The sequence below is a fragment of the Variovorax sp. P4_B10 genome (genome assembly GCF_056402375.1).
The window spans coordinates 165,837-188,930 of the sequence record NZ_JBFUHN010000001.1; the positions used below are offsets into that span (position 1 = coordinate 165,837).

The window sequence follows — 23,094 nt, forward strand, 5'->3', positions numbered from 1 at the left end:
GGTCAGAGCGGCGCCATCGGCCGGCGCGCGGAGCGCCGCAGATCCTGCATCAGGGCTCGGGCCTCGACACCCGGCTGCCAGTCGCTGCGGTGCACGAAATAACTCGTGGCCGGCGACAGGTCGCGCGGGCGATAGGCTTGCAACCGATAGGCCTGTGCCGGGTTTTCCAGCAGCCTGCGCGGCACGACCGCAATGCCCATGCCCGCGGCGGCACAGCCCAGCACCGCGCCGTAGGTGCTGAACGACAGCACGCGCGCGCAGGCGATGCGCCGCGATTCGAGCCAGCGCTGCGCCATGGTGCGGTAGGGGCAACCTTCGCGAAAGGCGAGGAGCGTCGGTGCATACAGCGGCGCCTGGGCCAGCAGTTCCGCCGGGTCGTCCTGGGCGACCACCACGAGCGGTTCGTCGAAGCCCGCTTCGTAGATCAGGCCCGCGCGTTCGTTCACGCGCGCGGTCACGGCAAGGTCCAGCCGGTGCTGCAGCAGCATCTGCGACAGGGCCGGCTCGGCCTCCACCTCCAGCTGGAGTTCCAGCGCCGGGAAAGCCTGGCGCAGGCTGGCCAGTGCGTGCGGCAGGTGCATGGCCGCCGTGCTTTCCATGGTGCCCAGGCGCATGCGCTGGAGCGCGGGGGTCTCGGCGCGCGCATTGGCGGCTGCCTCGTCGATCAGGTCGAGGATGCGCGCCGCATAGGGCAGGTAACGCTGCCCGGCCTCGCTGAGCTGCAGGCGCTTGCCGAGGCGGTTGAACAACGGCACGCCCAGGCGCTGCTCCAGCTGCTTGAGCCGCGTCGTCACGTTGGACTGGGCGCAGCCGAGCACGTTGGCCGCTTTCAGGGCACCGCCTTCGTCCACCACCGCCTTGAAGGTTTCGAGCAATACACGGTCCATGGGCGGCCCTTTCGATGCAGTCGGTAGAAAGTTATAAATCTGATTATCAGATATGAAATATTAAATAGATTCGTTTTTGAGATAAAAAATGGGCCATAGCCTCGCGTCCAGCGTCAGCACATCCAACCGCTGCCCACCATGACGCGCGTTGCCGCGCGCCTGCCGACACACTCAAGGAGTTTTCATGTCAGACCCAGGTTCGAGAGCCGAAGTGAGCATCACCGCCAGCGAGGCCGAACAGATCCGTCAGGTGCTCGGAGACCTCGACTACGACCCGGCGGGGAGTTCGGCCTACATCGGCGAGCTTCGCCGGCGCGTCTATTCCGGGTTTCCGGAGCGTCTGGTGCGCCTGCTGGAGGTCATCAAGTCGTCCAACAGCGCCGCCTACGCCTACCTGGCGATCGACAACCTGCCGATCGACACCGGCGTCAGGGGCAGCCCGCAGTTCGGCGAGACCGGACGCCGGTTCAAGGACGGCGTGCTCAGCGAGAACCTGCTGGCGGCGCTCGGCGCGGCCATCGGCGAGCCGTATTCGATCTCGCACGAAGGGCTCGAGCTGGTCAACAACCTCACGCCCCACAAGCACACCCGGCACGAGTACACCGGCCTGGGGTCCGAGGTGGAGCTCGATTTCCACATCGAGAACGCCGCGCAGGCCTTCATGCCCGAAGGCGACACCTCGCCGCTGGCGCTGCTGCTGCTCGGGTTGCGCGGCGCACCCGAGGGCGAGGGGAAGGGGCCGCTGACCCGCGTGGCCGATGCGCGGCTTGCGCTGGCGCGCCTGAGCGACGAGGACCTGGAGGCGCTCTATGGCCGCCACTTCATCATCCGCGTGCCGTACCGCTGGCGCGGCGCCACGCCCACGCCGCGCGACAACACCGACCTGAGCCCCGTCCTGTCGGGCCCGCTGGAACTGCCGCGGGTCACCGTGGCTTTCTATCCCGACATGGTGCTGCCGGTGAACCAGCGCGCCAAGGCGGCGCTGGAGAATTTCCACCGCGAGGTGAGGGCGGTCTCCGAGGCCATCGACATCAAGCCGGGCCGGCTGGTCTTCATCAACAACCGCTTCGCGCTGCATTCGCGCGACAGCTTCGTGCCGAGCTTCGATGCCAACGAGCGTGCCTACCGCTGGGTGCAGCGCATCATGGTCACGACCAACCTGTGGAACTTCCGGTCGTTCGGCAAAAGGCACGAGCGGGTGTTCGATCCGTTCCTGCTGCCGCGGGCCAGCGAGCCGGTGCGGGCACGCAGCGCAGACGCCGCGCAGCCCGCATGAGATTCGACGAACGCCGCAAGGCCGCACGCGAACCGAGGGCCTCGGAATGAGCGCTGCCGGCAGTACTTCTCTGGCCAAACTCGCACCCGCACCGTGGCGCAGCACCGGCATTGGCTGGACCCTCGCCGCAACGAGCTTCGGCTTCGTCGTGGTTCAGCTCGACGTGACCATCGTCAACGTCGCGATGCCGCAGATCGGCAAGGACCTCGGCGCCGGCGTGACCGGCCTGCAATGGATCGTGGACGCCTACACGCTCGCATTTGCCGCGCTGCTGCTCACGGCCGGTTCCTTCGCCGACCGCTTCGGGAGCCGGCGCGTCTTCAGCGCCGGGATCGTGCTGTTCGGGCTGGCCTCGCTGGCCTGCGCGGTCGCGCCGTCGATCGGCGTGCTGATCGCGGCGCGCGCGGCGCAGGGCATTGGCGCGGCCTTGATCCTGCCCACTTCGCTGTCGCTGCTCTCGCACGCCTGTGCCGGCGACGCGACGGCTCGCACCCATGCCATCGGTTGGTGGAGCGCCATCGGCGGCGTGGTGAGTGCCGCGGGCCCGGTGGTCGGCGGTGTGCTCACGAGCGGCCTCGGGTGGCGCTCGATCTTCTTCGTGAACCTGCCGATCTGCGCCGTCGGCCTCTGGGCCACCCGCCGCTATGTCGCCGAGACCGTGCGCGTGGCCGCGAAGCGGGTGGACGTCGCCGGGCAGGTGCTGGCCATCTGCGCGCTCTTCTTTCTCACGCACTCGGTGATCGAGGCCGGCGTGCAGGGCTGGGCCGCGGGGCCGGTGCTGTCGGGCTTTGCCATTGCGGCGGTTGTCATCGCCGCCTTCGTGTTCACCGAATCGCGCGTGGCGGAGCCGATGATTCCGCTCGGGCTGTTCCGCAACAAGGCCTTCTCGGCGTCGGTCGTGCTGGGCGTGGTCATGAACGTCACCTTCTACGGAATGATCTTCGTGCTGAGCCTGTACTTCCAGAACGCCAAGGGCTACACGCCGACCCAGACCGGCTTCGCCTTGCTGCCCTTCGTCGTGATCATGCTGGCGAACCTCGCGAGCGGGCGTCTGGCCAAGCGCTACTCGCCCCGGGTGCCGGTCATCGCGGGCTTCCTGCTGCTGGCCCTGAGCTCGGCGCTGCTGCACGGCGTCGACGAGACCACGCCGTACTTGCGCATTTTTCCGAGCCTTTTGCTGATGGCCATCGGCGCGGGCATCGCCACGCCGGCGCTGATCTCGCGCACGCTCGCGAGCGTGGAGCCCGCGCGCTCGGCGACCGCCTCGGCCATCCTCGGCGCGGCCCGCCAGGTTGGCAGCGCCATCGGCATCGCGCTGTTCGGCGCGCTGGTGGCGGGGTTGCCGGCGCAACTGGCCGCGGGGGCTTCGTTCTCGTTCGACCTGTCGACGCTGTTCCGGCTCGCGGGCGTGCTGCTCGCGGTGCTGTGCCTGTGAGCTTTTCTTCCATCGAGGGATTTCCTGAATGACACGACTCATCGTGATCGGCGCGCGCTCGACCGGTACCAGCCTGGCGCTGGTGCGCGCCGCACTGGACCGGCAACTGGACGTGACCGTGATCAGCGGCCCGAACGATTCGCTGCAGGGCGTGTTTCCGGCGCAGGTCGAGCTCGTCGACCTGGAGACGGATGCCGAAGTCGTCGTGGCATGGCTGCGCCGTCAGCACCCCGGGCGCCAACTCCGGGTCACGACCGCCAACGACGTCTATGCGCGCCTTGCCGCGCAAGTGGCAGAGGCGCTGGGACTGCCCGGACCGGACGCATCGAGCGTGGCACGCTCCGTCTCGAAGGCGCACCAGAAGTCGCTCCTGGCCAGTCATGACCTGCCGACTTCGCGTTTCGTCGTCGGTGCGTTGTCCGATCTGCCGGCGCTCTGGGGCAAGCTGCCCCAGGTCCGCTTCCCGGTGGTGGTCAAGCCGTCCGAAGGCTCCGCGAGCCACGGCGTGAAGCTCTGCCGCGATCTCGATCAGGCGAGGCAGCACCTCGAGGCGCTGGCCGACGAACTGCGCGCGAACCTGCGCACCGGGCTCACCGACTGCGTGATCGTCGAGGAGTACCTCGAAGGCGCCGAATACTGCGTCGAGTATTTCGACGGCCGCTACGTTGGCGCCATGCGCAAGTTCAAGCGCCACGGCGAGGGCTTCCTGGAGCGCGGCTACACCTCCGAGCTCGACCTGGACGACCGTGCGCTGCGGCGCCTGATCGACAGCGGCACGCAAGCGGTCGAGCGCGCCGGGCTGACCTGGGGCCCGGTGCACCTGGACTGCATCGTGCGCGACGGCCTTCCCTATGTGATCGAGCTCAACCCCCGCATCGCCGGCAGCTTCATCTGCGACATCGTGCGCGACGGCTACGGCTTCAGCATGGTCGAGCGCCTGCTCGACAAGCTGCAGGGCCGCCGCGTCGTCGTGCCCGAGCTGTTCGCACCCAGCGCCTACGCGCGTGTCGAATTCCTGCTCGACAGCGACCCGAAGCCCTGGGATTTCTCGCAGCCGGGCGAGCTGAAGAACGGCGACCTCCACATCAGCTACGGCCCCCAGCGCGCGGCCGACCGCGAGCGGCGTGCGTACCTCTACGTGCGCCGCACCCTCCAACCCACCGCAGAGATCCTCCATGAAGAAGCAATTGCTTGACACCGTTGCCATCGTCGACGGCATATCGACCAGCGCGCACCTCGCGCCCGCGTTTCGCGCCTACGGCGTGAAGTGCGTCCACGTGCTCAGCAGCGAATCGTTCCCGGAGCGCCTGCGTCCCCAGATCAACCCCGCGGACTACGTGCGCAGCGTCGTGCACCGCGGCGACCTGCAGGAGACCGCCGACGCCCTGCGCGACCTGGGCATCAGCGTGGTGCTGCCGGGCGTGGACAGCGGCGTCGAGCTCGCGTCCTTGCTGGCCGATGCGCTGCAGGCGCCGTTTCGCAACCCGGTGGAACTCACGGCTGCGCGCCGCGACAAGTTCGAGCAGATCGAGACGCTGCAACGCGCCGGCGTGCGCACGCCGCAGCAATTCCAGTCGCGCTCGCCGGACGAGATCGTCGACTGGGCGCGGGCGCATGCGCGCCTGCCCGTGGTCATCAAGCCCACGCGCAGCGCGGGCGTCAAGGGCGTGAAGATCTGCCGCACGCTGGCGCAGGTGGAGGAGGCCGCCCGCAACGTGCAGGCGATCACGTCCTGGTACGGTGAGGTGCAGGACGAGATCCTGGTGCAGTCGTACAGCGAAGGGCAGGAGTACATCGTCGATGCCGTGTCCTTCGAGGGCCAGCACAAGGTGGTGAGCCTCTGGGCGGTCGAGCGCGACCGCAGCCATTCGCCGCGGCTGGAGAAGATGCTCGTGGTCGACCACACCGAGCCGCGCTTTGCCGAGGTGATCGCCTATGCCGCGCAGGTGCTCGACGCCGTGGGCCTGCATTACGGGCCTTCGCATCTGGAGCTGATCCTGACGGCCGAAGGCCCCACCATCGTCGAGCTGAACTCGCGCCTGCACGGCAGCCTGGACCCGCGGCTCACGACGGCCGTGACGGGCGAGAACCAGGTCTCGGTCACGGTCGAGGCTTTCGTCAACCCGACGCTTTTCAAGGAGACGCTCGGCGAGCTGCCGCGCTTCAGCGGCTTCTGCGGGCACATCTTGCTCGTGTCGCCCAAGGCCGGGGTGCTGAGCCGCGACTTCGCCTGGGACTCGATCGAACAACTGCCGTCTTGCGTCAGCGTGAAGCGCTGGGTTAAAACGGGCGACCGCCTGAACGTGACCACGGACCTGCTCACCGCGCTCGGCATGGTCGGCCTGTTCGATGCGAAGTTCGACCGGCTGCTTGCCGATTGCGCGTCGATCCGCCAGATCGAACACAGCTTCTTCTCGGACCCCGAAACACTCGCCGCATGACCCTCCTGCCCGACACCGTCATTCCCCGAACCCTCACGCAATTGGTCGCGCGATTCACAGCGAATCCGGTGACACGGATCGAGGCCTGGCTGTTCGAGGACGTGGCGGCCCGTCGGGCGGCGGAGAAGACACTGGCCAAGGCGGGCGTCGCGGCGGTGCTGCGCAGTGCGTACAAGCCGCTGGTGCATTTCTTTCTCGAGGAGTTCGACGGCACCGGGCGAGGAGAGATTGCGGTTCAGACACCCGCTGGCAAAGGGCAGCGCTTCCGCCTGGAGGCTTACCCGCTGGCTGGCCTGGTAGGCGATGCGGCCACGCTCCGGTTTGTGGAAGGCGACGAGCTCCAGACGGACTACCTCGTCAAGGCCGGCAACAAGCGCTGGCAAGTGTTCGCCCCGAACGACGAAACCGCTTCGCCATGCGGGTGGCTGCGTGTCTGGCAGGGCGACACACTGGTCGAGGACGCGGCGCTGGGAACAGAGTTCGAGAACGCCTGCAGCGCCGCGCTCGACGCCGTGCGAGGCCACCGATGGCCGGACTCGCTGCCGCTCTTCGATACGCTGGAAATCGACATTGCAACGACAGGCATCGAGCGGCGCCTCCCATTCGGCGAGGAGACGATCAGCACCTTCGAAGCACTGCACGAAGACTGCTACTACGGCGCCCTGGAGTTCTTCAAGGCGCGGGCAGGCGTTGCCGATGCCGATCGCACGCTGCAGCCGGGGCAGATCGTCCCGCTGATCTCGCAGACCGATGGCGATACGTGCGTGAGCGTGCGGCTCACGCAGCATCGCCGCGTCGATCCACCCGTGGACAGCGCACTGGTGCTCGACACCGCCGACCGCTCGCTCGCGCCGGTAGACGTCGAGCTTGCCGTGGTCGGGCTGCCGGGAGAGCCGTTCTCGGTGACGTCTTTCCAGGGCCGGAAGGTCGCCGGCGTGCACGTGCGCGGCGCGCTGCCGGGCCTGGTGATCACCGCCGGCCAGCACGCGAACGAAAGCTCGGGCGTTGTCGGTGCGCTGCGCGCGGCGCGCCACCTGAACAGCCACCGGGACGCCCACTACGCGCTCGTGCCGCTCGAAAACCCCGACGGCGCGGCGCTTCACCATCACCTGCAAGAGACGCATCCGACGCACATGGCGCATGCGGCCCGCTACACCGCGCTGGGCGACGACCTGGAGGCCCGGATGAAGCCGCCCTTCGGCGAGAAGGCCGCGCGGCTCGAAGCCATCGCCCGCACCGATGCGCGCCTGCACCTGAGCCTGCACGGCTATCCGGCCCACGAATGGACGCGCCCCCGCGCCGGCTACGTGCCGCGTGGCAGCGAGCTGTGGACGGTGCCCAAGGGCTTCTTCCTGATCTTCCGCCGCCACCCGGGGCACGACGGCATGCGCTTCCTGAGCGCGCTCACCGAAGAGCTGCTGTCGGGTTCCCCGGCGCTGGCCGAATTCAATGCGGGGCAGCAGCGGATGTGGCAGGCCCATGTGGGCGATCTGCCTTTCGAGCGCATCAATGGCATTCCCTGCCTCGTCACCACGGACGAGCGCTCCACGGTGCCGTTCACGCTCGTGACGGAGTTTCCCGACGAGACGATTCGCGGCGCCGCATTCCATCTGGCCCACACGACGCAGATGCGCACCGTGCTGGCCGCTGCACGCCTTTACTGGAAAGGGCTGTTGGCGTAACGCCTGCAGGGCGCATGCGATGGTCACCTCTCGGGGAGGGCTCGGGCTTCACCGGATATAGACGTCGGCGAAGTTCGCTTCCACGCCATCGCCCGTCAGCGAATGGTCGTGCACCCGCCGGTTGTAGATCGTGAAGTAGGTGGGCGAGAGCAGGTTCAGGTCCGGCACCTCGACCCCGACGATGCGCTGGAATTCCTTGAAGAGCGCCACCCGCTTGGCCGGATCGATCTCCACGGCGGCGTCTTCCAGCAGCTTGTCGACCACCGGGTTGTCGTAGAAGGTGCCGTTCGAGAAGGGCACGCCTTGCCGGATGTTCTTCGACCAATAGAGGCGCTGCGAACCCACCGTGGGGTCGAACAGGTTGCTRGTGCCGTTGATGGCGAGGTCGTAGCTCTGATCGGTGTAGATGCGCTTCACGTACTGCGAGAAATCGGTGGAGCGAATGTCGACCTTGATGCCGATGCGGCCCAGCGCCTGCTTCACGTAGTCCGCCAGGCGCTTGTGCACGTCGCTCGGGTTGAAATCCAGCGCGAGCGTGAAGCGCGTGCCGTCGGCGCCGCGCGGAAGGCCCGCTTCGTCCAGCAGGCGCTCCGAGGTCTTCGGCGCAAAGGGGTAGGGCGAGGGGCGGGTATCGTGAAACTCCTTCAGGCCAGGCGCGATCGGTGAATAGGAGATCACCCCGTAGCCGTAGAACACGTTGTCGCGCACCACCTCGCGGCTGATGGCATGTGCAATCGCCTGGCGCACCTTCAGTTCCTTGAGCTGCGGCTGGCGCAGGTTGAACTCCAGGCGCGTCACGTTGTACGAGTAGCTGTTGCCCTGGGTCTCGAAGCCCAGCTTCGGGTTCGCCTTCAGCCGCTCGATGTCGCCGGGCGAGACGGGCGTGCGGTGGCCGATGTCCACGTCGCCGGTCTCGAAGGCGATGGAACGCGAGGCCGCATCGGGAATGATCTTGACGATCAGCCTGTCGATGTAGGGCTTGGGCTTGTCCCAGTAGTCGGGGTTGCGCTCGTAGACGATGTGGCTGCCGCGAACCCACTCCTTGAACTTGAAGGGCCCCGTCCCGATGGGCGCCGCGCCGTTGGGGTTGCGCAGCACGTCACCGTTCTCGTAGAGGTGCTTGGGCACGATGGGCGCTTCCGACGCGACGAAGGCCTTCAGCAGGTAGGGCGCGGGCCGCGACAGCTCCAGCACCGCCGTGTACGGGTCGGGCGTCTTCACGCGCTCCACCGGCGCGAAGGTGCTGCGGCCGCGCGGATGGTGCTCCTTGAGCAGCAGGATCGAATGCGCCACGTCGGCCGAGGTGAAGTCGCGTCCGTCGTGCCACTTCACGCCGCGGCGCAGGGTGAAGGTGTAGGTCTTGCCGTCGGGGCTGACCTTCCAGGCCGTGGCCAGCTGGGGCTGCGGGTTCAGTTCCTGGTCGTACTTCAGCAGGCCTTCCGTGACCTTCGCGCTCACGGCCAGCGTGGAGGAATGCGAATGCGCGATCGACACCAGCGTGGGCGGCTCATTCATCAACACCAGCGTGACCGTGCCGCCGGCCTGGGGCGCCGCGTGGAGCATCTGCGGGCTCAGCAGGTTCAGGAGCAGCGCAAAGGCGGCCAGCGCCTTGCCGGCAATGGAGAGAGAAGAGGGCATCTGTGGGGTTCCGTAGGGCGAGTCGCAATCTAGGGGCGCCCGCTGCCCGGTCCAACGAAGCAAACCGGATATCCGTAGAAGAAAAGCTTCCTTCGCCCCGCGCGACCGCCCGCATACGCTGCGAGCCCATCGACTGCCTTCACCACCTCTTCCCATGAACCTGCGCAGCGCAAGCCGCACCCTGGCACGCACGGCGTGGCAAGCCGTGCCCACCGTCATCGGCGTGATCCTTCTCAACTTCGTGCTGATGCAGTGGATTCCGGGCGATGCCGCCGACGTGGTGGCGGCCGAGTCCGGCTCGGCCACCGCCGAAAGCATGGCGCAGCTGCGCACCCACTTCGGGCTCGACCTGCCCGTGCTGCACCAGCTGGCCGCCTACCTCAACAACCTGGCGCACCTGAGCCTCGGCACTTCGCCGCGCTACAACATGCCGGTGGTGTCGCTGATCGGCGCGCGGCTGGGCAACACGCTGCTGCTGATGGTCACGGCGCTGGCCTTCGCGCTCGCCATCGGCATCGCGCTGGGCACCGTCATGGCCACCCGCGTGGGCCGCTGGCAGGATCGCACGCTCTCGGTGCTGGCGCTGCTGCTGTATTCCACGCCGGGCTTCTGGCTCGGGCTGATGGCGATCGTGCTGTTCTCGGTGCACCTGGGCTGGCTGCCCACCGGCGGCAGCGAGAGCATCGGCGCGGGCTACACAGGCTGGACGCACCTGGTCGACGTGGCGCGGCACTTGGTGCTGCCGGCGCTGGCCATGTCGGGCTTCTACATCGCGATCTTCTCGCGCCTCACGCGCGCCGCGATGCTCGAGGTGACGCGGCAGGATTTCGTTCGCACCGCCGAGGCCAAGGGCCTGCACCCCTGGAGCGTGAACCTGCGCCATGTGCTGCGCAATGCGTTGATCCCGGTCACCACCGTTGCGGGCATGCATTTCGGCACGCTGCTGGGCGGCGCGGTGGTGGTCGAGACCGTGTTCAGCTGGCCCGGCCTCGGGCGCCTGGCCTTCGACTCGGTGGCGGGCCGCGACTACACCGTGCTGCTGGGTGTGCTGCTGATGTCGTCGCTGCTGGTCATCGTGGCCAACATGCTGGTCGACCTGCTGCATGCCTGGCTCGATCCGCGCATCCAGGTGCGTTGAGCTTTCTCCCGATTTCCTGATTGCCATCTCCGATGTCCACACCATTCCCCTTCGATACCGTCATTGCGCCGCCCGCACCGGCTCCGGTCGTTGCCCGCCGCGCGAAAGCGCCGGCCGCCAAGGCCGCCGTGGACGTCAAACCGCTCTCCAGCCGCCATGCCGCGCTGCGCGCGTTCCTCCGCAACCCGGCCGCGATGGCGGGCGTGGTGCTGCTGGTCTTCATGCTCGTGCTGGCGCTGTTCGCGCCGCTGCTCTATCCGGGCGACCCGCTCGACATGGTGGCGTCGCCGCTGCTGTGGCCGGGGCAGGACGCCGCCTATCCGCTGGGGAGCGATTCGCTCGGCCGCGACGTGATCGCCGGCATTGCGCACGGTGCGCGTGTCTCGCTCGCGGTCGGCGTGGTGGCGGCCACGCTGAGCCTGCTGATCGGCGTGCTCGTGGGCGCCACGGCCGGCTACTTCGGCGGCCGCATCGACGACCTGCTCGTTCGCATCACCGAGCTGTTCCAGACCATGCCTTCGTTCCTGTTCGTGATCGTGGTAGTCGCGATCGGCCAGCCCTCGGTGCCGGTGATCGTGTTCGCCATCGGCCTGGCATCGTGGCCGGTGATTGCCCGGCTGGTGCGCGCCGAGTTCCGCGCGCTGCGCGAAACCGAGTTCGTGCTGGCCGCGCGCAGCCAGGGCTTCGGCCACGCGCGGATCATCTTCCAGGAGATTCTTCCCAACGCGCTGCCGCCCGTGATCGTGACGACCTCGGTGTTGGTGGCGAGCGCCATCCTCATCGAATCGGCGCTGTCTTTCCTCGGCATGGGCGACCCCAACGCGGTGTCGTGGGGCAGCATGATCGGGCAGGGCCGCGAGTTGCTGCGCACCGCGTGGTTCCTCACCGCGCTGCCGGGCGCGGCCATCGTGCTGACGGTGCTGGCGCTCAACCTCGTGGGCGATGGCCTGAACGACGCCTTCAACCCGCGCCTGAGGGGCCGTTGAGATGACGCTCGAACAAGTGACGACCACGCCGCCGCTGCTCGATGTGCGCGGCCTCGACGTTTTCTTCCACGGATCGAACGGCCCCATCCAGGCGGTTCGCAACCTCGACCTGACGCTGCAGCGCGGCGAAACGCTGGCACTGGTCGGCGAATCGGGCTGCGGCAAGTCGACCACCGCGCTCGCACTGCTGCGCCTTTTGGCGCCCGGCACCGCGCTGCGCGGCAGCATCCACTTCGACGGGCGCGACATCCTCGCGCTGTCGCCGGCGGCCTTGCGCGAGGTGCGCGGCCGCGAGATCGCGATGATCTTCCAGGAGCCGATGACCTCGCTGAACCCGGTGCACACCATCGGCTCGCAGATCGGGGAAACGCTGCGCCGGCACGAGAAGCTTTCGGCCATCGCAGCCCGCAAGCGCGCGATCGAACTGCTCGACCTCGTGCGCATTCCCGAGCCGCACCGGCGCATCGACGACCATCCGCACAACCTCTCGGGCGGACAGCGCCAGCGCGTGATGATCGCGATGGCCGTGGCCTGCAAGCCGCGCCTGCTGGTGGCCGACGAACCGACCACCGCGCTGGACGTGACCATCCAGGCGCAGATCCTCGAACTGCTCGACGGCCTGCGCCGCGAGCTCGACATGGCGCTGCTGCTGATCACGCACGACCTGGGCCTGGTCGCGCAGTGGGCCGACCGCGTGGCCGTGATGTATGGCGGCGAAAAGGTCGAGGAAGCCTCTACCTCGAAGCTCTTCGCCGCGCCTTCGCACGCCTACACCAAGGGCCTGCTGGGGGCTTCGCTGCATGCCGGCAGCGCGCTGCATTACGCCGACGCGCGCCTGCCCGAGATCCAGACACGGCTCGATCCCGCCACCGGCGTGCGCGACTTCGCACTGCACGTGCCCCAGCCCTCATCGACGGTGCGCGCCTTGCCCGTGCGCACTGCGGCCGGCGAACCGCTGCTGTCGGTGCAGGACCTGCGCACCGACTACCCGACGCGCGGCGGTGGCGTGCTGCACGCGGTGGATGGCGTGTCCTTCGACATTCGCGCCGGCGAAACCGTCGGCCTGGTCGGTGAATCGGGCTGCGGCAAATCGACGCTCTCGCGCACGCTGCTGCGCCTGGTGAACCCGGCGGCCGGCCGCATCGTGTTCGACGGCACCGACATCGCGCCGCTGTCCGAGAAAGCGCTCAAGCCCTGGCGGCGGCGCGTGCAGATGGTGTTCCAGGACCCGTATGCGTCGCTCAACCCGCGACGCAGCGTGTTCGACATTCTCGAATCGGTGCTCAAGGTGCATGGCGTGGCCGAGCGCGAGGAGCGGCGCAACCGCATCGCGGCCATCCTGGAACGCGTGGGCCTGCCGGCCGATGCGGCGCGGCGCTTTCCCAACGAGTTCTCCGGCGGGCAGCGCCAGCGCATCGGCATCGCGCGGGCGCTGGTGGTTCGGCCTTCGCTGGTGGTGCTCGACGAGCCCGTGTCGGCGCTCGACGTGTCGGTGCAGGCGCAGATCCTGAACCTGCTGGTAGAGCTGAAGGAAGACTTCGGGCTGTCGTACCTGTTCATCTCGCACGACCTCTCGGTGGTGCGCTACATCGCCGACCGCGTGATGGTGATGAACAAGGGGCAAATCGTCGAGACCGGCAGCCACCGCGACATCTGGGACCGGCCGCAGCACCCGTACACGCGCAGCCTGATCGCGGCGGTGCCGGGGGTGGAGCAGCGCAAGGCCGCCTGAGCGGCGTTGGCGCGGACTTGCCTCATGCCGCGCCGGTTGCCCCGTAGCCGGGCGGCGCAATGAAGCCGCCGTACACCTGCTCCAGCAGATCGGCAAAGGCAATGGTCGTCCGGTCCTCGAGGTATGGCCCGACCGCCTGCGCGCTCACCGGCAGCCCGTCGTCGTCGAGCCCGACCGGGAAGCTGGTGGCCGGCAGGCCCGGCAGCACTGGGAGACCGGCCCAGTGGAACAGGTCGAGGAAGCGCACCTCGCGCGTGCCGTCCTCGAACCCGACGGGATAGGTGCGCGCATCCTTCGGTTCGCTGTGGTTGTGGCGAAAGGCCGGCAGCGGCGCGACCGGTGTCACCACCACGTCGAAGGCCTCGAAGAGGCGCTCCCACTGGTGGCGCAGCGCCACGCGGATCTCGTTGTCCTTGAGCCAGTCGCTGTGGCGCAGCGTGGGTGCGCGCAGCCATGCGGCATCGGCGCTGTGGTCGTCGGCCGCCAGCGTTTCGAGTCGCTTCTGTGCCGCCTTGCTCAATGCGGGCGGCGTGGCCAGCGACGAGCCCAGGAGGCTGCGATAGACGCGGTGCGACTGCGTGAGATCGGGCAACAGGCCGGCCGGCAGCTCCGAAGGCCGTGTCACCTTCACGCCCTGCGTGCGCAGGCGCTCCACCACGCGCTCGACCACCAGCGCCTCGTGCAGGCTGCGCGCGCTGCCGGGCCACTGGTCGATCACCAGCACGCGGAAGTCCTGGAGGTTCGCGTGCCGTGCTGGGGGCAATGTGGCCTTCCACGCCTTGGCAGCCAGTGGTTCCAGGTTGAGCAGCAGGTCGAGCGCCAATTCGAGGTCCGACGCGGTGCGCGCGAGCGGCCCCGCCACGCTCAGGTCGCGGTCGGCCAGCCGGCCTGATGGCACGCCGGTGCCGCGCATCGCGACCAGGCCGGCCGTGGGCTTGTGGCCGTACACGCCGTTGAAGTGCGCGGGGATGCGGATCGAGCCGCCGATGTCGGTGCCCAGCTCCAGCGCCACATAGCCCGCCGCCAGAGCCGCGGCCGAACCGCCCGAGGAGCCGCCCGGCGTGCGCGTGGCATCCCACGGGTTGTTGCTCACGCCGTAGATGACGTTGTAGCTCTGCAGGTCGGCCAGGGCCAGCGGCACGTTGCTCTTGCCGACGATCACCGCGCCCGCGCCGCGCAGCGCGGCAACGGCCAGCGAATCCTGCGTTGCCACGTTGTTCGCGAAGTCGGGGTTGCCGCTGCTCGTGACGAAGCCGGCCACGTCGAACGATTCCTTCACCGTGATCGGCACGCCCAGCAGCGGCCTGCGTTCGCCGCGCGCGAGCGCAGCGTCGGCTTCGCGGGCCGCGGCGCGGGCGCCTTCGTCGTTGCGCACGACCACTGCGTTGATGTCGTTGTCGAAGCGATTGATGCGCTCCAGCACGTGCTCGAGCAGGTCAACGGCCGACACGCGGCCCGCGGCCAACGCCTCGGCCTGCGCACGTGCGCTCGCAAAGGTCAGCGAATCCAGAAGGGTGCGATGAAGGTCCTGTGTGGTCATGGGGGCTTTCCGGCGGTCACTTCTTCGGTTCGATCCATGCATCCGCCAGGTCGCCGGACATCAGGTCGATGCTGTTGTGAAAGTTGTGCAGGCGCGTGCTGTGCACCACGATCGATGGCACGGCGACGATGGGCAACACCGGCAGTTCGCGGCCCACGATCTGCTGGATCTGCCTGAACTGCGCGGCGCGCTTGCCCGCGTCGACCTCGACGGCGGCTTGGCGGAACAGCTCGTCCACCTGCGGGTTGTCGTAGTGTGCGGCGTTGACCCAGATCAGCGGGTTGCGCACGCCGTCGCCCCAGTAGATGCGCTGCACGCCCACCGTGGGGTCGAAGAGGCGGCCGAGGCCATTGATGTTGATGTCGAAGTCGCGCGTGGTGTAGACCCGCTTGAGGAAGGTGGGCAGGTCGCCATCGACGATCTCGACCTTGATGCTCACCCGCGCGAGCGCCGAGCGCAGGTAGTCGGCCGTGCGCTTGAACTCCGCGCCGGGGATGTAGCTCAGCCGCAGCGCAAAGCGCTGGCCGTTGGCCTGCTTCGGCTGGCCCGCTTCGTCGAGCAGCTTGTTGGCCGCGGCCACGTCGAAGGTGTCGCGGAAGGTGCTGTCGTCGTAGTAGTCCGCGAGCACGCGCGGGATCGGCGAATTCACCAGCTCCACGCGCTTGTAGTAGATGGTGTTGCGGATGAAGTTGCGGTCGATGGCCTGCGCAATGGCGTGGCGCACCTTGGGGTTCGCGAGCACCGGGTTCTCGACGTTGAATTCAAGGAACGAGGCGTTGTTGAGGAAGCCGTCGTAGCCGTCGTCCACCTTGAGCTTCGGGTTCGCGGACAGCCGTTCGAGGTCGGCCAGGCTCACGCCTTGCGCGACGTCCACCTCACCGGTCTCGATGGCGGTGGAGATCGCGGCCGGGTCGCGCACGAACTTCACGATCACGCGGTCGATGTGCGGAATGCCCTGGCGCCAGTAGCCGGGGTTCTTGCGCAGCACCAGGTGGCTGCCACGCACCCATTGCTCGAAGACGAAGGGGCCGGTGCCCACCGGGGCCGAGATGTTCGGATTGCTCAGCGGATCGCCGTCGCCGTAGCGGTGGGCCGGCACGATCGGCAGCTCGGCCGACGACAGCGCCTTGATGAGGAAGGGCGCGGGCTTGGCCAGAACGATCACGGCGGTGAGCGGGTCGGGTGTGTCCACGCGTTCCACGTTGGCCAGCGTGATGCGGCCGCGCGGGCCTTGCTTCTTCTGGACCAGCACCGAGTAGCGCACGTCCTCGGCGCTGAAGTCGCGGCCGTCGTGGAATTTCACGCCGGGGCGCAGCTTGAAGGTGTACTTCAGCCCGTCGGCGCTGACCTGCCACGAGGTGGCGAGCAGGGGCTGCGGTTTGAACTTCGCGTCGTAGCGCAGCAGGCCTTCGGTGACCTTGGCGCTGATGTTGCGGTTGTCGGTCTTGGTGTCCAGGAACGACACCAGCGAGGTGGGCTCCTGCGACACCGCATAGGTCAGCGTGCCGCCATCGACCGGCGTGGGCGCTTTGCCTTGCGCGACGGCCGTGAACGGCAGGGCGGCCAGCGCCAGATGGAGCAGCCGTTGGCTGAACTTGAATTTCTCGAGCAGGGAAGAAAGCATGGAGTGGGTCACCGTGTCCGCAAGTGGCGCAAAAGGGCAGACGATGGTCTTGGAAATCCGGTCCGGCGCTTAGCATTTTTTCGATCTTGGAAATGCGACCCATGCCATCCGCCGGCGATGCGCGAAAACCGCATGAGCAAGCGCGAAAACCAGATTTCCCTTGGGCCGCGTCGCGGGCAAGACTCGAAGGCTTCTCGACAACTTTGTCTGCTCCGGATGCCCGGCATTTCCCATTCCCCGCGCTTCTCGCGCCCCCTTCGCCTCGGCTTTTTCAGCCGCCTGCTCGACGACACCTCCGCTGCAGAGCGCTTGCGCCTCGTCGCCGCGCAGATCGCCCATGCCGAGGCCTTCGGCTTCGATTCGGCCTGGGTGGCGCAGCACCACTTTCACGAACACGAGGGCGGGCTGCCGTCGCCATTCGTCTTCCTGGCCTACGTGGCCTCGCGCACCAGGCGCATCCGCCTGGGCACGGGCATCGTCACGCTGCCGCTGGAAAACGCGGTGCGCGTGGCCGAGGACGCGGCCGTGCTGGACCTGCTCTCGGGTGGCCGGCTCGAGGTGGGCGTGGGAACGGGCGGCACGCCCGAATCGTTTGCGGCCTTCGGGCTGGACGGCAACGACCGCTCGGCCATTTTCGCGCGGCAGCTCGCCGCGGTGCGCGCAGCCTGGGCCGGCAAGCCGCTGGCGGGTGGCGACAGGCTGTACCCCGCGGGCCCGCAGCTGCTGGACCGCATCTGGCAGGCCACGTTCTCGGTGAGTGGCGGCACGCGCGCGGGGGAGGCCGGTGACGGGCTGATGCTCTCGCGCACGCAACCGCGCCCGGAGCACGCGCCCGACGCGTCGCTCGCCGATATCCAGAACCCGATCGTCGATGCCTACCTGGCCGCGCTGCCGCCCGGCCGCGCGCCGCGCATCGTGGGCTCGCGCAGCGTCTTCGTGGCGGAGACGCGCAAGGAGGCGCTACGCCTCGCCGACATCGGGCTGCGCCGCTCGGCGGCCCGCTTCGCCGCCTCCGGGCAGGCGGGGCTTGCCGACCGCGCGGGCCCGGATGCATCGCTCGAACAGCTGATCGCCGCGTACGACGTGCACGTCGGCTCGCCCAATGACGTGATTGCTTCGCTGCGCGCCGACAGCACGCTGGCGCACGTGACCGACCTGGTGTGCCAGGTGCACTCCGTCGACCCGCCGCACGAGGCGATCCTGCGCTCCATCGAACTGACCGCTACCGTGGTCGCGCCGGCACTGGGCTGGGCGCGCGGCGAGGGCGTGTCGGACCTTCAATCCCTTGCACTTCTCTAGGCTGGATTCCACACATGAGCGCCACTGTTTCTTCTTCCGCATCGGCTGTGCCCGACGTCATCGACCGGCTCGTCGGCATCGCGCCAGGCAGCCACCTCGACCGGATCCGCGCGCAGCGCGAGCAGGCGCGCACGAACGCGCAGCAGAGTTACCTCTCGCTGTTCGCACCGACCCCGCCCGTGTACGGAAATTTCGAGACTGCGGACCGGATCGCCGTCGCGGCTTTCGTCGCCGGACTGCATGGGCAGGCCGACGTGGCGCGTTTCTATGCCGATGCGCTGGCCGGGCAGGGCGCCCGCACCGGGGTGGCGGAGGCCATCGCCATCGAAACGCAGCGGGGCGCCGCGCAAGGGCCTTACGGGCGTTATCCCGCAGGGCCGCTCAGCGCTGAAGATGCCCCAGGCCTTTCGTATGCGGTGGGCGCCGCACAGCGCCCAGTGCTCGGCGAGCGGCTTTCGGCCGGCCTCGCGCATGCGCACCTGCTGGTCTTTCACCCGCGCGATGCGAGCCCGGGTTCGCTGCAGGCGCTGCTCGATGCCGGATGGTCAAGCACAGAGATCGTGACCCTGTCGCAACTCGTGGCTTTCCTCGCCTTCCAGATCCGTGTCGTCACCGGCCTGCAGGCGCTGGCGCAACGTCCCGTCACTCTTGTCGATTGATCGATCCGAGGCACACCATGACCACTGAATCCACGCTGACCCATCCCCACAACACGCACCCGACCGTCTTCACGCAGGCGCAGCTCGAATGGCTGCCCTGGCTGGAGCCGCTGCCCGAGGCCGAGCTGACCGAGCGGCATTTCGCCGGGCTGGTGGACGCGTCCCGCGCCAAGTCGCCGTACTTCCGCCTGCTGGCGCGCGACCCGGACATCCTGGGCGCGCGCACCCGCACCGACAAGGACATCTTCTACAACCCTGAAGCCGGCCTGCCGCGCGCCGAGCGCGAGCTCTCGGCCGCGGCGGCATCGCGCTACAACGGCTGCATCTACTGCGCCTCGGTGCATGCGCGCTTCGCCTCGCATTTCTCGCAGCGCACGGACGATGTGCAACGCCTGCTGGACGGGGGTGTGAAGGCCGACCTGGGCGAGCGCTGGAATGCGATCGTGGCGGCTTCGGTCGCGCTGTCGGCCACGCCTTCGGCGTTCGGGCCGGCGCACATCGAACAACTGCGCGCGCAGGGACTGGACGACCTGTCGATTGCCGACGTCATTCACGGCGCGGCCTTCTTCAACTGGGCCAACCGGTTGATGCTGTCGCTGGGCGAGCCGCAGGCGCAAGCCGCCGCATAGGCACGAAAACCGAATATGGAAGCGCCCATTCGTTGTTTGGGTTCGGAGGCGGCGTGGCTAACCTGAGATGCCACGCTTTCTCGTCCTGAAGAAAGCGGGGCAACGAAATCCATCCAGAGGGAACCCCAAAATCATGTTGCTTTCATTCCGACGCGCGTTTTCCGTGATGGCGCTGGCCATCGCCGGCCTTGGCACCGCTGCGCACGCGCAAGAGGTGCTGCGCGTGGCCGCTTCGCCGGTGCCGCACGCCGAGATCCTCGAGTTCATCCGACCACAGTTGAAGGCGCAGGGCGTCGACCTGCAGGTCAAGGTGTTCAACGACTACGTTCAGCCGAATCTCGCGGTGAGCGACAAGCAATTGGACGCGAACTTCTTCCAGAACCGCCCGTACCTCGAGTCCTTCAACAAGGACCGCAAGACCGACATCGTGGAAGTGCCAGGCAGCGACGTGCACATCGAGCCCTTCGGCGCCTACTCGCAGAAGATCCGCAAGGCCTCGGAGCTGCGCGAAGGCGCTGTCGTCGCGATTCCGAGCGACCCATCGAACTCGGGCCGCGCGCTGGCGCTGCTGGCGCGCGAAGGGCTGATCAAGCTCAAGGACCCGAGCAACATCAAGTCGACCGCGCGCGACATCGTCGCCAACCCGAAGAAGCTGGTGATCCGCGAGCTCGAATCGGCACAGCTGCCGCGCGCATTGCCGGACGTGGACCTGGCGCTGATCAACACCAACTACGCGCTCGAGGCCAAGCTCGACCCGAGCAAGGACGCGCTCTTCATCGAGAGCGGCCAGAAGTCGCCCTATGCCAACTTCATCGCATCGCGCAAGGACAACGCGGGTTCGCCGGCTGTCGCCAAACTGGTGGCGGCACTCCATACGGCAGAGGTGCGCAAGTTCATTCAGGACAAGTACAAGGGGGCGGTGATTCCGGCTTTCTGAGCGAAATGGCACGACGCCTTTGACTTACGCGCGCTCATTCCCGTACCGCATGGCATCGGCCGTGGTCGCCGTTTTCGCCTTTGCAGTGCTGACTGCCACGGCCCAGCCGCGCAAGGGCGGCGTGCTGACCTGATTGATCAACCCTGTTCTTTCCTTGATTGTTCCGCTGACGATGTCTCTAAACGGATATGGTGGTTAGGTGGGTTCAGCTTCCTTCAGCTCGTCTGAGCGCAGAAGCGGCGCTTCAATCAGGCGAAGTGAGCCGAGGCGAACGAAGGTGGATCGATAGTAGCCTTCGCTGTAGAGGTCGACGAACTGATTGTTAATGTTCTCCCCATCTGCCTCGAGGGTGATTTGCAACTGAACCAAATCGTCGTCTTGCCGGAGCGGCTTTCGCAGCGTCGACACATCCGTGCGATGCCACGGTGGTCAGCATGATGGTGTAACCGCTCGACCTTCTCAGTCAAGCTGCAGCTGGGTGCGCTGCGCGACCGCGCCCCACTTGGCGAAGTCCTCCTGGCTGCGCTGTTGGGCTTCCTGCGGGCTGTTGCCCTCCACGCGCAGGTCCAGCTCCGCCAGCCGGGCTTTGTTGGCCGGCGTCTGGAGCGCGGTTCGCACGTCGCGCTGGATCTTCTCGACGGTGGTAGCCGGCAGGCTCGATGGCGCCATCAGCGTTTCGAAGAAGGTTGCATCGAAGCCGGGATGTCCGCTTTCGGCGACGGTGGGAATGTCAGGCAGCAGCCCTGAGCGTGCCGTGCCGGAGACGGAGATCGCTCGCAAGCGTCCGGCCTGGATATGGGGCTGGACGACGGAAGAGACGATGAAACCGCAATCGACGTGACCACCCATCACGTCCAGTGCGGCGGGTCCCGGCCCTTTGTAGGGAACATGGGTGAGCTTGGTCCCTGTTGTGGCCAGCAGCATCTCCATCGTCATATGGCTCGGTGTCCCCGCGCCGCCGGAGGCATACAGCCGCGTCGACGGCAACTGGATGAATTTGTAGAGCGACGTGATCCCGGTTGCCGGGTTGCACACCAGCGTCTGGTTGAAGCTCGCGAAGTAGGTGACGGGTTTGAGCGACGTCCGCAGATTGAAGCTCAGCCTCTTGTACAGATGCGGGTTGATGGTGAGGATCGTGTCGGGCCCGACGAGCAAGGTGTGCTCATCCCTGGCCTGAGCCACTTCGCCGGCGGCGATGTTGCCCCCGGTGCCAGGCTTGTTCTCGACGATGACGGGTTGCCCCCACGCTGTCTGCAGCGCCGGCTGGATCAACCTGGCGATCACGTCGCCCGGCGTGCCCGGCGGAAACGCCGCCACCATGCGGACCGGCTTGGTGGGCCAGGCTTGCGCGAAGGCCGAGGGCGCGATCGCCAGGGCCGTGGCGAGCGCAGGGATTCGAAGAAGCGGGACAAGATTGAGTTTCATGCAGGGTCCTCGGATGGAGCGCTTGAAGTTGTCAAAGCGGGATGGGCGGCTGATGGCGGTTGTCTGGCCGTGACGCGGGACAGCACACTCACCGCATCGTCCGCAGCCGCGCCGCGCCACGCGACGATCTGATCAGGTCTGATCAGCACCAGCGGCGCCTCGTAGAGCGCACGCAGCGATGGCTGCGGCAGTCGCACGACGCGCAGGTCGACGTCCATGACGCGGGCCGCGGCCTCGAAGGCCTCGGTGTCAGGCACATCAGGTCCCAGCGCCAGCAGGGTCCATTCGGTGTGGAAGAGGTCGAACAGCGACTGCCCGTTGTCCAACCATGCGTGCGGCGGACGACCGCCAGGGCTGGCCGTGGGCGTGTAGGCGTTCGGTTCATCGGGCGGCAGCACAGCGCCATCGCCGACGATGATCGGCGAGCCGTCGTACCGGCCCCCAAAGGTCACCCCGGGGATGTTGAACTCCAGCCGGACATGCGCGTTCAGCTGTTGGCCCGCGAGCTCGCGCTCGGCGTCTCCTCGTGCCGAGGCTTCGTCCAGTTCGGGCTTTGCCGCGAAGAGCCCCACCGAGTCGGCGAACTTGCGCGCATAACCTGTGTTGCGTTCGGCGAGCGGCCTGCGCTCGGCCTCGTAGCTGTCAAGCAGCGCCGGCGGCGCCTGCCCGCGAATCACGCTGGCCAGCTTCCAGCCCAGGTTGACGGCATCCTCGACCGCCGTGTTGTAGCCGAGGCCACCTGTCGGTGTGAACAGGTGGGCGGCATCGCCCGCGATGAAGACGCGGCCCTGCTGGAAGCGCCGCGCGACCAGCGCATGCCCGGCAAGCCAGGTGCCCATCGACAGGATCTCCATCGGCACCTCCTGGCCCACCGCCTCTGCAAAGACACGACGCGCATCGTCTTCGGTCCAGCCGTCGGCGTCTTCGCCGGGGCGCAGCGCCGCGTGGAAGGCGTACTCGGCCTTGCCGTCCACCGAGGCCATGAAGGCGCGCCTTTCATGGTTGACGGCCACATACATCCATGCCTTGGGATGACGCAGCGCAGAGAGGAATCCGGGCGCGCGCAAGTAGATGGCGAACATCTTGCCGCCCATGAACTCGCGCTGGATGCCGGTGACGCCCCCCCACTCGATGCCAAGTTGTTGCCTGACGAAGCTTCGCGCACCATCGGCGCCGATCAGGAACCTGGCGGTCACGTCCTGCGCCGCGCCTCCTTCGCTCGGCCGCACGGCGGCACTCACCGAAGCGCCGTTGTCGCTGAATCGCTCCAGGCGCCAGCCGTAGCGCACCTCGGTCGATGGCCAGGCCTGCGCGTGGCGGCGCAGGGTTTCCTCGACAAACTTCTGCGACACGCGATGCGGCAATTCGGCTGCACTCCACGAACCCGTCATCGACTTGATCTTGACGGCGGCCTCGGCGGCCGTGGGCAGGCTCAGGCGTGCGAGTTCGTGTCCGGCGAATCGGGTGAAGTAGGCGATGTCCGTCGGATGGTCGGCGGGCAATCCCAGCGCGCGGATCTCGTGCGCAAAGCCCAACCGGCGGAAATGCTCCATCGTGCGGGCCTGCGTTGCGTTGGCCTGCGGATTGAAGGCCGTGCCGGGCTTGCCGTCGACCAGCAGGCACTTGATGCCGCGGCGGCCGAGCTCGTTGGCGAGCATCAGACCGCAGGGCCCACCGCCAGCGATCAGCACATCCGTTTCGATGAGGGGAGGGTGGCCGGCAGCAGGCCGGGAAGTTGCGATCATCGGCTGTCTTTCTTCTTCTTC

At 67.7% G+C, this 23,094-nt stretch carries 19 protein-coding genes; 12 read left to right on the plus strand and 7 right to left on the minus strand.

Annotated elements, in window-relative coordinates; translation table 11 throughout:
- Positions 1-2 precede the first annotated feature (2 nt).
- Positions 3-887: a LysR family transcriptional regulator gene (locus AC1DXX_RS00835; protein WP_478132262.1), complete on the minus strand. Its 885-nt coding sequence runs from the start codon at positions 885-887 to the stop codon at positions 3-5.
- Positions 888-1,071: 184 nt separating this feature from the next.
- On the opposite strand from AC1DXX_RS00835, the gene AC1DXX_RS00840 reads away from it, so the two are divergent.
- Genes AC1DXX_RS00840 through AC1DXX_RS00860 form a run of 5 tightly spaced genes read left to right on the plus strand, consistent with a single transcriptional unit; the run spans position 1,072 to position 7,721 of the window.
- Positions 1,072-2,163 carry a TauD/TfdA family dioxygenase gene (locus tag AC1DXX_RS00840; RefSeq protein WP_478132263.1) on the plus strand — a complete coding sequence of 364 codons (1,092 nt, stop codon included), beginning with the start codon at positions 1,072-1,074 and terminating at the stop codon, positions 2,161-2,163.
- A gap of 46 nt (positions 2,164-2,209) precedes the next feature.
- On the plus strand, positions 2,210-3,598 hold the full coding sequence (locus AC1DXX_RS00845; protein ID WP_478132264.1) for an MFS transporter: 1,389 nt from the start codon (positions 2,210-2,212) through the stop codon (positions 3,596-3,598).
- A 28-nt stretch (positions 3,599-3,626) separates the two neighbouring features.
- The gene (locus AC1DXX_RS00850) at positions 3,627-4,793 is read left to right on the plus strand and encodes an ATP-grasp domain-containing protein (protein WP_478132265.1); all 1,167 of its coding nucleotides are present in this window, start codon (positions 3,627-3,629) and stop codon (positions 4,791-4,793) included.
- Positions 4,774-6,039, plus strand: a complete 1,266-nt coding sequence (locus AC1DXX_RS00855) for an ATP-grasp domain-containing protein (protein WP_478132266.1) — start codon at positions 4,774-4,776, stop codon at positions 6,037-6,039. The genes AC1DXX_RS00850 and AC1DXX_RS00855 overlap by 20 nt, the downstream gene beginning before the upstream one ends.
- The gene (locus tag AC1DXX_RS00860; RefSeq protein WP_478132267.1) at positions 6,036-7,721 is read left to right on the plus strand and encodes a M14 family metallopeptidase; all 1,686 of its coding nucleotides are present in this window, start codon (positions 6,036-6,038) and stop codon (positions 7,719-7,721) included. The genes AC1DXX_RS00855 and AC1DXX_RS00860 overlap by 4 nt, the downstream gene beginning before the upstream one ends.
- 48 nt (positions 7,722-7,769) lie before the next feature.
- On the opposite strand, the gene AC1DXX_RS00865 is transcribed toward AC1DXX_RS00860, so the two are convergent.
- Positions 7,770-9,359, minus strand: a complete 1,590-nt coding sequence (locus AC1DXX_RS00865) for an ABC transporter substrate-binding protein (RefSeq protein WP_478132268.1) — start codon at positions 9,357-9,359, stop codon at positions 7,770-7,772.
- A 154-nt stretch (positions 9,360-9,513) separates the two neighbouring features.
- On the opposite strand from AC1DXX_RS00865, the gene AC1DXX_RS00870 reads away from it, so the two are divergent.
- The 3 genes from AC1DXX_RS00870 to AC1DXX_RS00880 are packed head-to-tail and all read left to right on the plus strand — an operon-like array spanning position 9,514 to position 13,215.
- Positions 9,514-10,497 carry an ABC transporter permease gene (locus tag AC1DXX_RS00870; protein ID WP_478132269.1) on the plus strand — a complete coding sequence of 328 codons (984 nt, stop codon included), beginning with the start codon at positions 9,514-9,516 and terminating at the stop codon, positions 10,495-10,497.
- 32 nt (positions 10,498-10,529) lie between these two features.
- On the plus strand, positions 10,530-11,483 hold the full coding sequence (locus AC1DXX_RS00875; RefSeq protein ID WP_478132270.1) for an ABC transporter permease: 954 nt from the start codon (positions 10,530-10,532) through the stop codon (positions 11,481-11,483).
- A 1-nt stretch (position 11,484) separates the two neighbouring features.
- Positions 11,485-13,215, plus strand: coding sequence for an ABC transporter ATP-binding protein (locus AC1DXX_RS00880; RefSeq protein WP_478132271.1), 1,731 nt, complete (start codon positions 11,485-11,487; stop codon positions 13,213-13,215).
- Between the two features lie 22 nt (positions 13,216-13,237).
- On the opposite strand, the gene AC1DXX_RS00885 is transcribed toward AC1DXX_RS00880, so the two are convergent.
- Positions 13,238-14,755 carry an amidase gene (locus AC1DXX_RS00885; RefSeq protein ID WP_478132272.1) on the minus strand — a complete coding sequence of 506 codons (1,518 nt, stop codon included), beginning with the start codon at positions 14,753-14,755 and terminating at the stop codon, positions 13,238-13,240.
- 16 nt (positions 14,756-14,771) lie between these two features.
- Positions 14,772-16,379 carry an ABC transporter substrate-binding protein gene (locus AC1DXX_RS00890; RefSeq protein WP_478132273.1) on the minus strand — a complete coding sequence of 536 codons (1,608 nt, stop codon included), beginning with the start codon at positions 16,377-16,379 and terminating at the stop codon, positions 14,772-14,774.
- Between the two features lie 216 nt (positions 16,380-16,595).
- On the opposite strand from AC1DXX_RS00890, the gene AC1DXX_RS00895 reads away from it, so the two are divergent.
- The 4 genes from AC1DXX_RS00895 to AC1DXX_RS00910 all read left to right on the plus strand — a co-directional run bounded on the left by AC1DXX_RS00895 (position 16,596) and on the right by AC1DXX_RS00910 (position 19,903).
- A complete protein-coding gene (locus AC1DXX_RS00895; RefSeq protein ID WP_478132274.1) occupies positions 16,596-17,678 on the plus strand; it encodes a putative FMN-dependent luciferase-like monooxygenase in 1,083 nt (360 codons plus the stop codon).
- A gap of 14 nt (positions 17,679-17,692) precedes the next feature.
- Positions 17,693-18,337: a CMD domain protein gene (locus AC1DXX_RS00900; RefSeq protein ID WP_478132275.1), complete on the plus strand. Its 645-nt coding sequence runs from the start codon at positions 17,693-17,695 to the stop codon at positions 18,335-18,337.
- A 17-nt stretch (positions 18,338-18,354) separates the two neighbouring features.
- Positions 18,355-18,966, plus strand: a complete 612-nt coding sequence (locus tag AC1DXX_RS00905) for an alkylhydroperoxidase domain protein (RefSeq protein ID WP_478132276.1) — start codon at positions 18,355-18,357, stop codon at positions 18,964-18,966.
- Positions 18,967-19,099: 133 nt separating this feature from the next.
- A complete protein-coding gene (locus tag AC1DXX_RS00910; protein WP_478132277.1) occupies positions 19,100-19,903 on the plus strand; it encodes a MetQ/NlpA family ABC transporter substrate-binding protein in 804 nt (267 codons plus the stop codon).
- 195 nt (positions 19,904-20,098) lie between these two features.
- Here the strand turns inward: AC1DXX_RS00910 and AC1DXX_RS00915 are convergent, their stop codons facing one another.
- Genes AC1DXX_RS00915 through AC1DXX_RS00925 form a run of 3 tightly spaced genes read right to left on the minus strand, consistent with a single transcriptional unit; the run spans position 20,099 to position 23,073 of the window.
- A complete protein-coding gene (locus AC1DXX_RS00915; RefSeq protein ID WP_478132278.1) occupies positions 20,099-20,311 on the minus strand; it encodes a hypothetical protein in 213 nt (70 codons plus the stop codon).
- A 51-nt stretch (positions 20,312-20,362) separates the two neighbouring features.
- Positions 20,363-21,328: a Bug family tripartite tricarboxylate transporter substrate binding protein gene (locus AC1DXX_RS00920; protein WP_478132279.1), complete on the minus strand. Its 966-nt coding sequence runs from the start codon at positions 21,326-21,328 to the stop codon at positions 20,363-20,365.
- Entirely contained in the window at positions 21,325-23,073 is a 1,749-nt protein-coding gene (locus AC1DXX_RS00925; RefSeq protein WP_478132280.1) for an FAD-dependent oxidoreductase, read from the minus strand. Before AC1DXX_RS00925 ends, AC1DXX_RS00920 begins: the two co-directional genes overlap by 4 nt.
- Between the last annotated feature and the right edge of the window lie 21 nt (positions 23,074-23,094).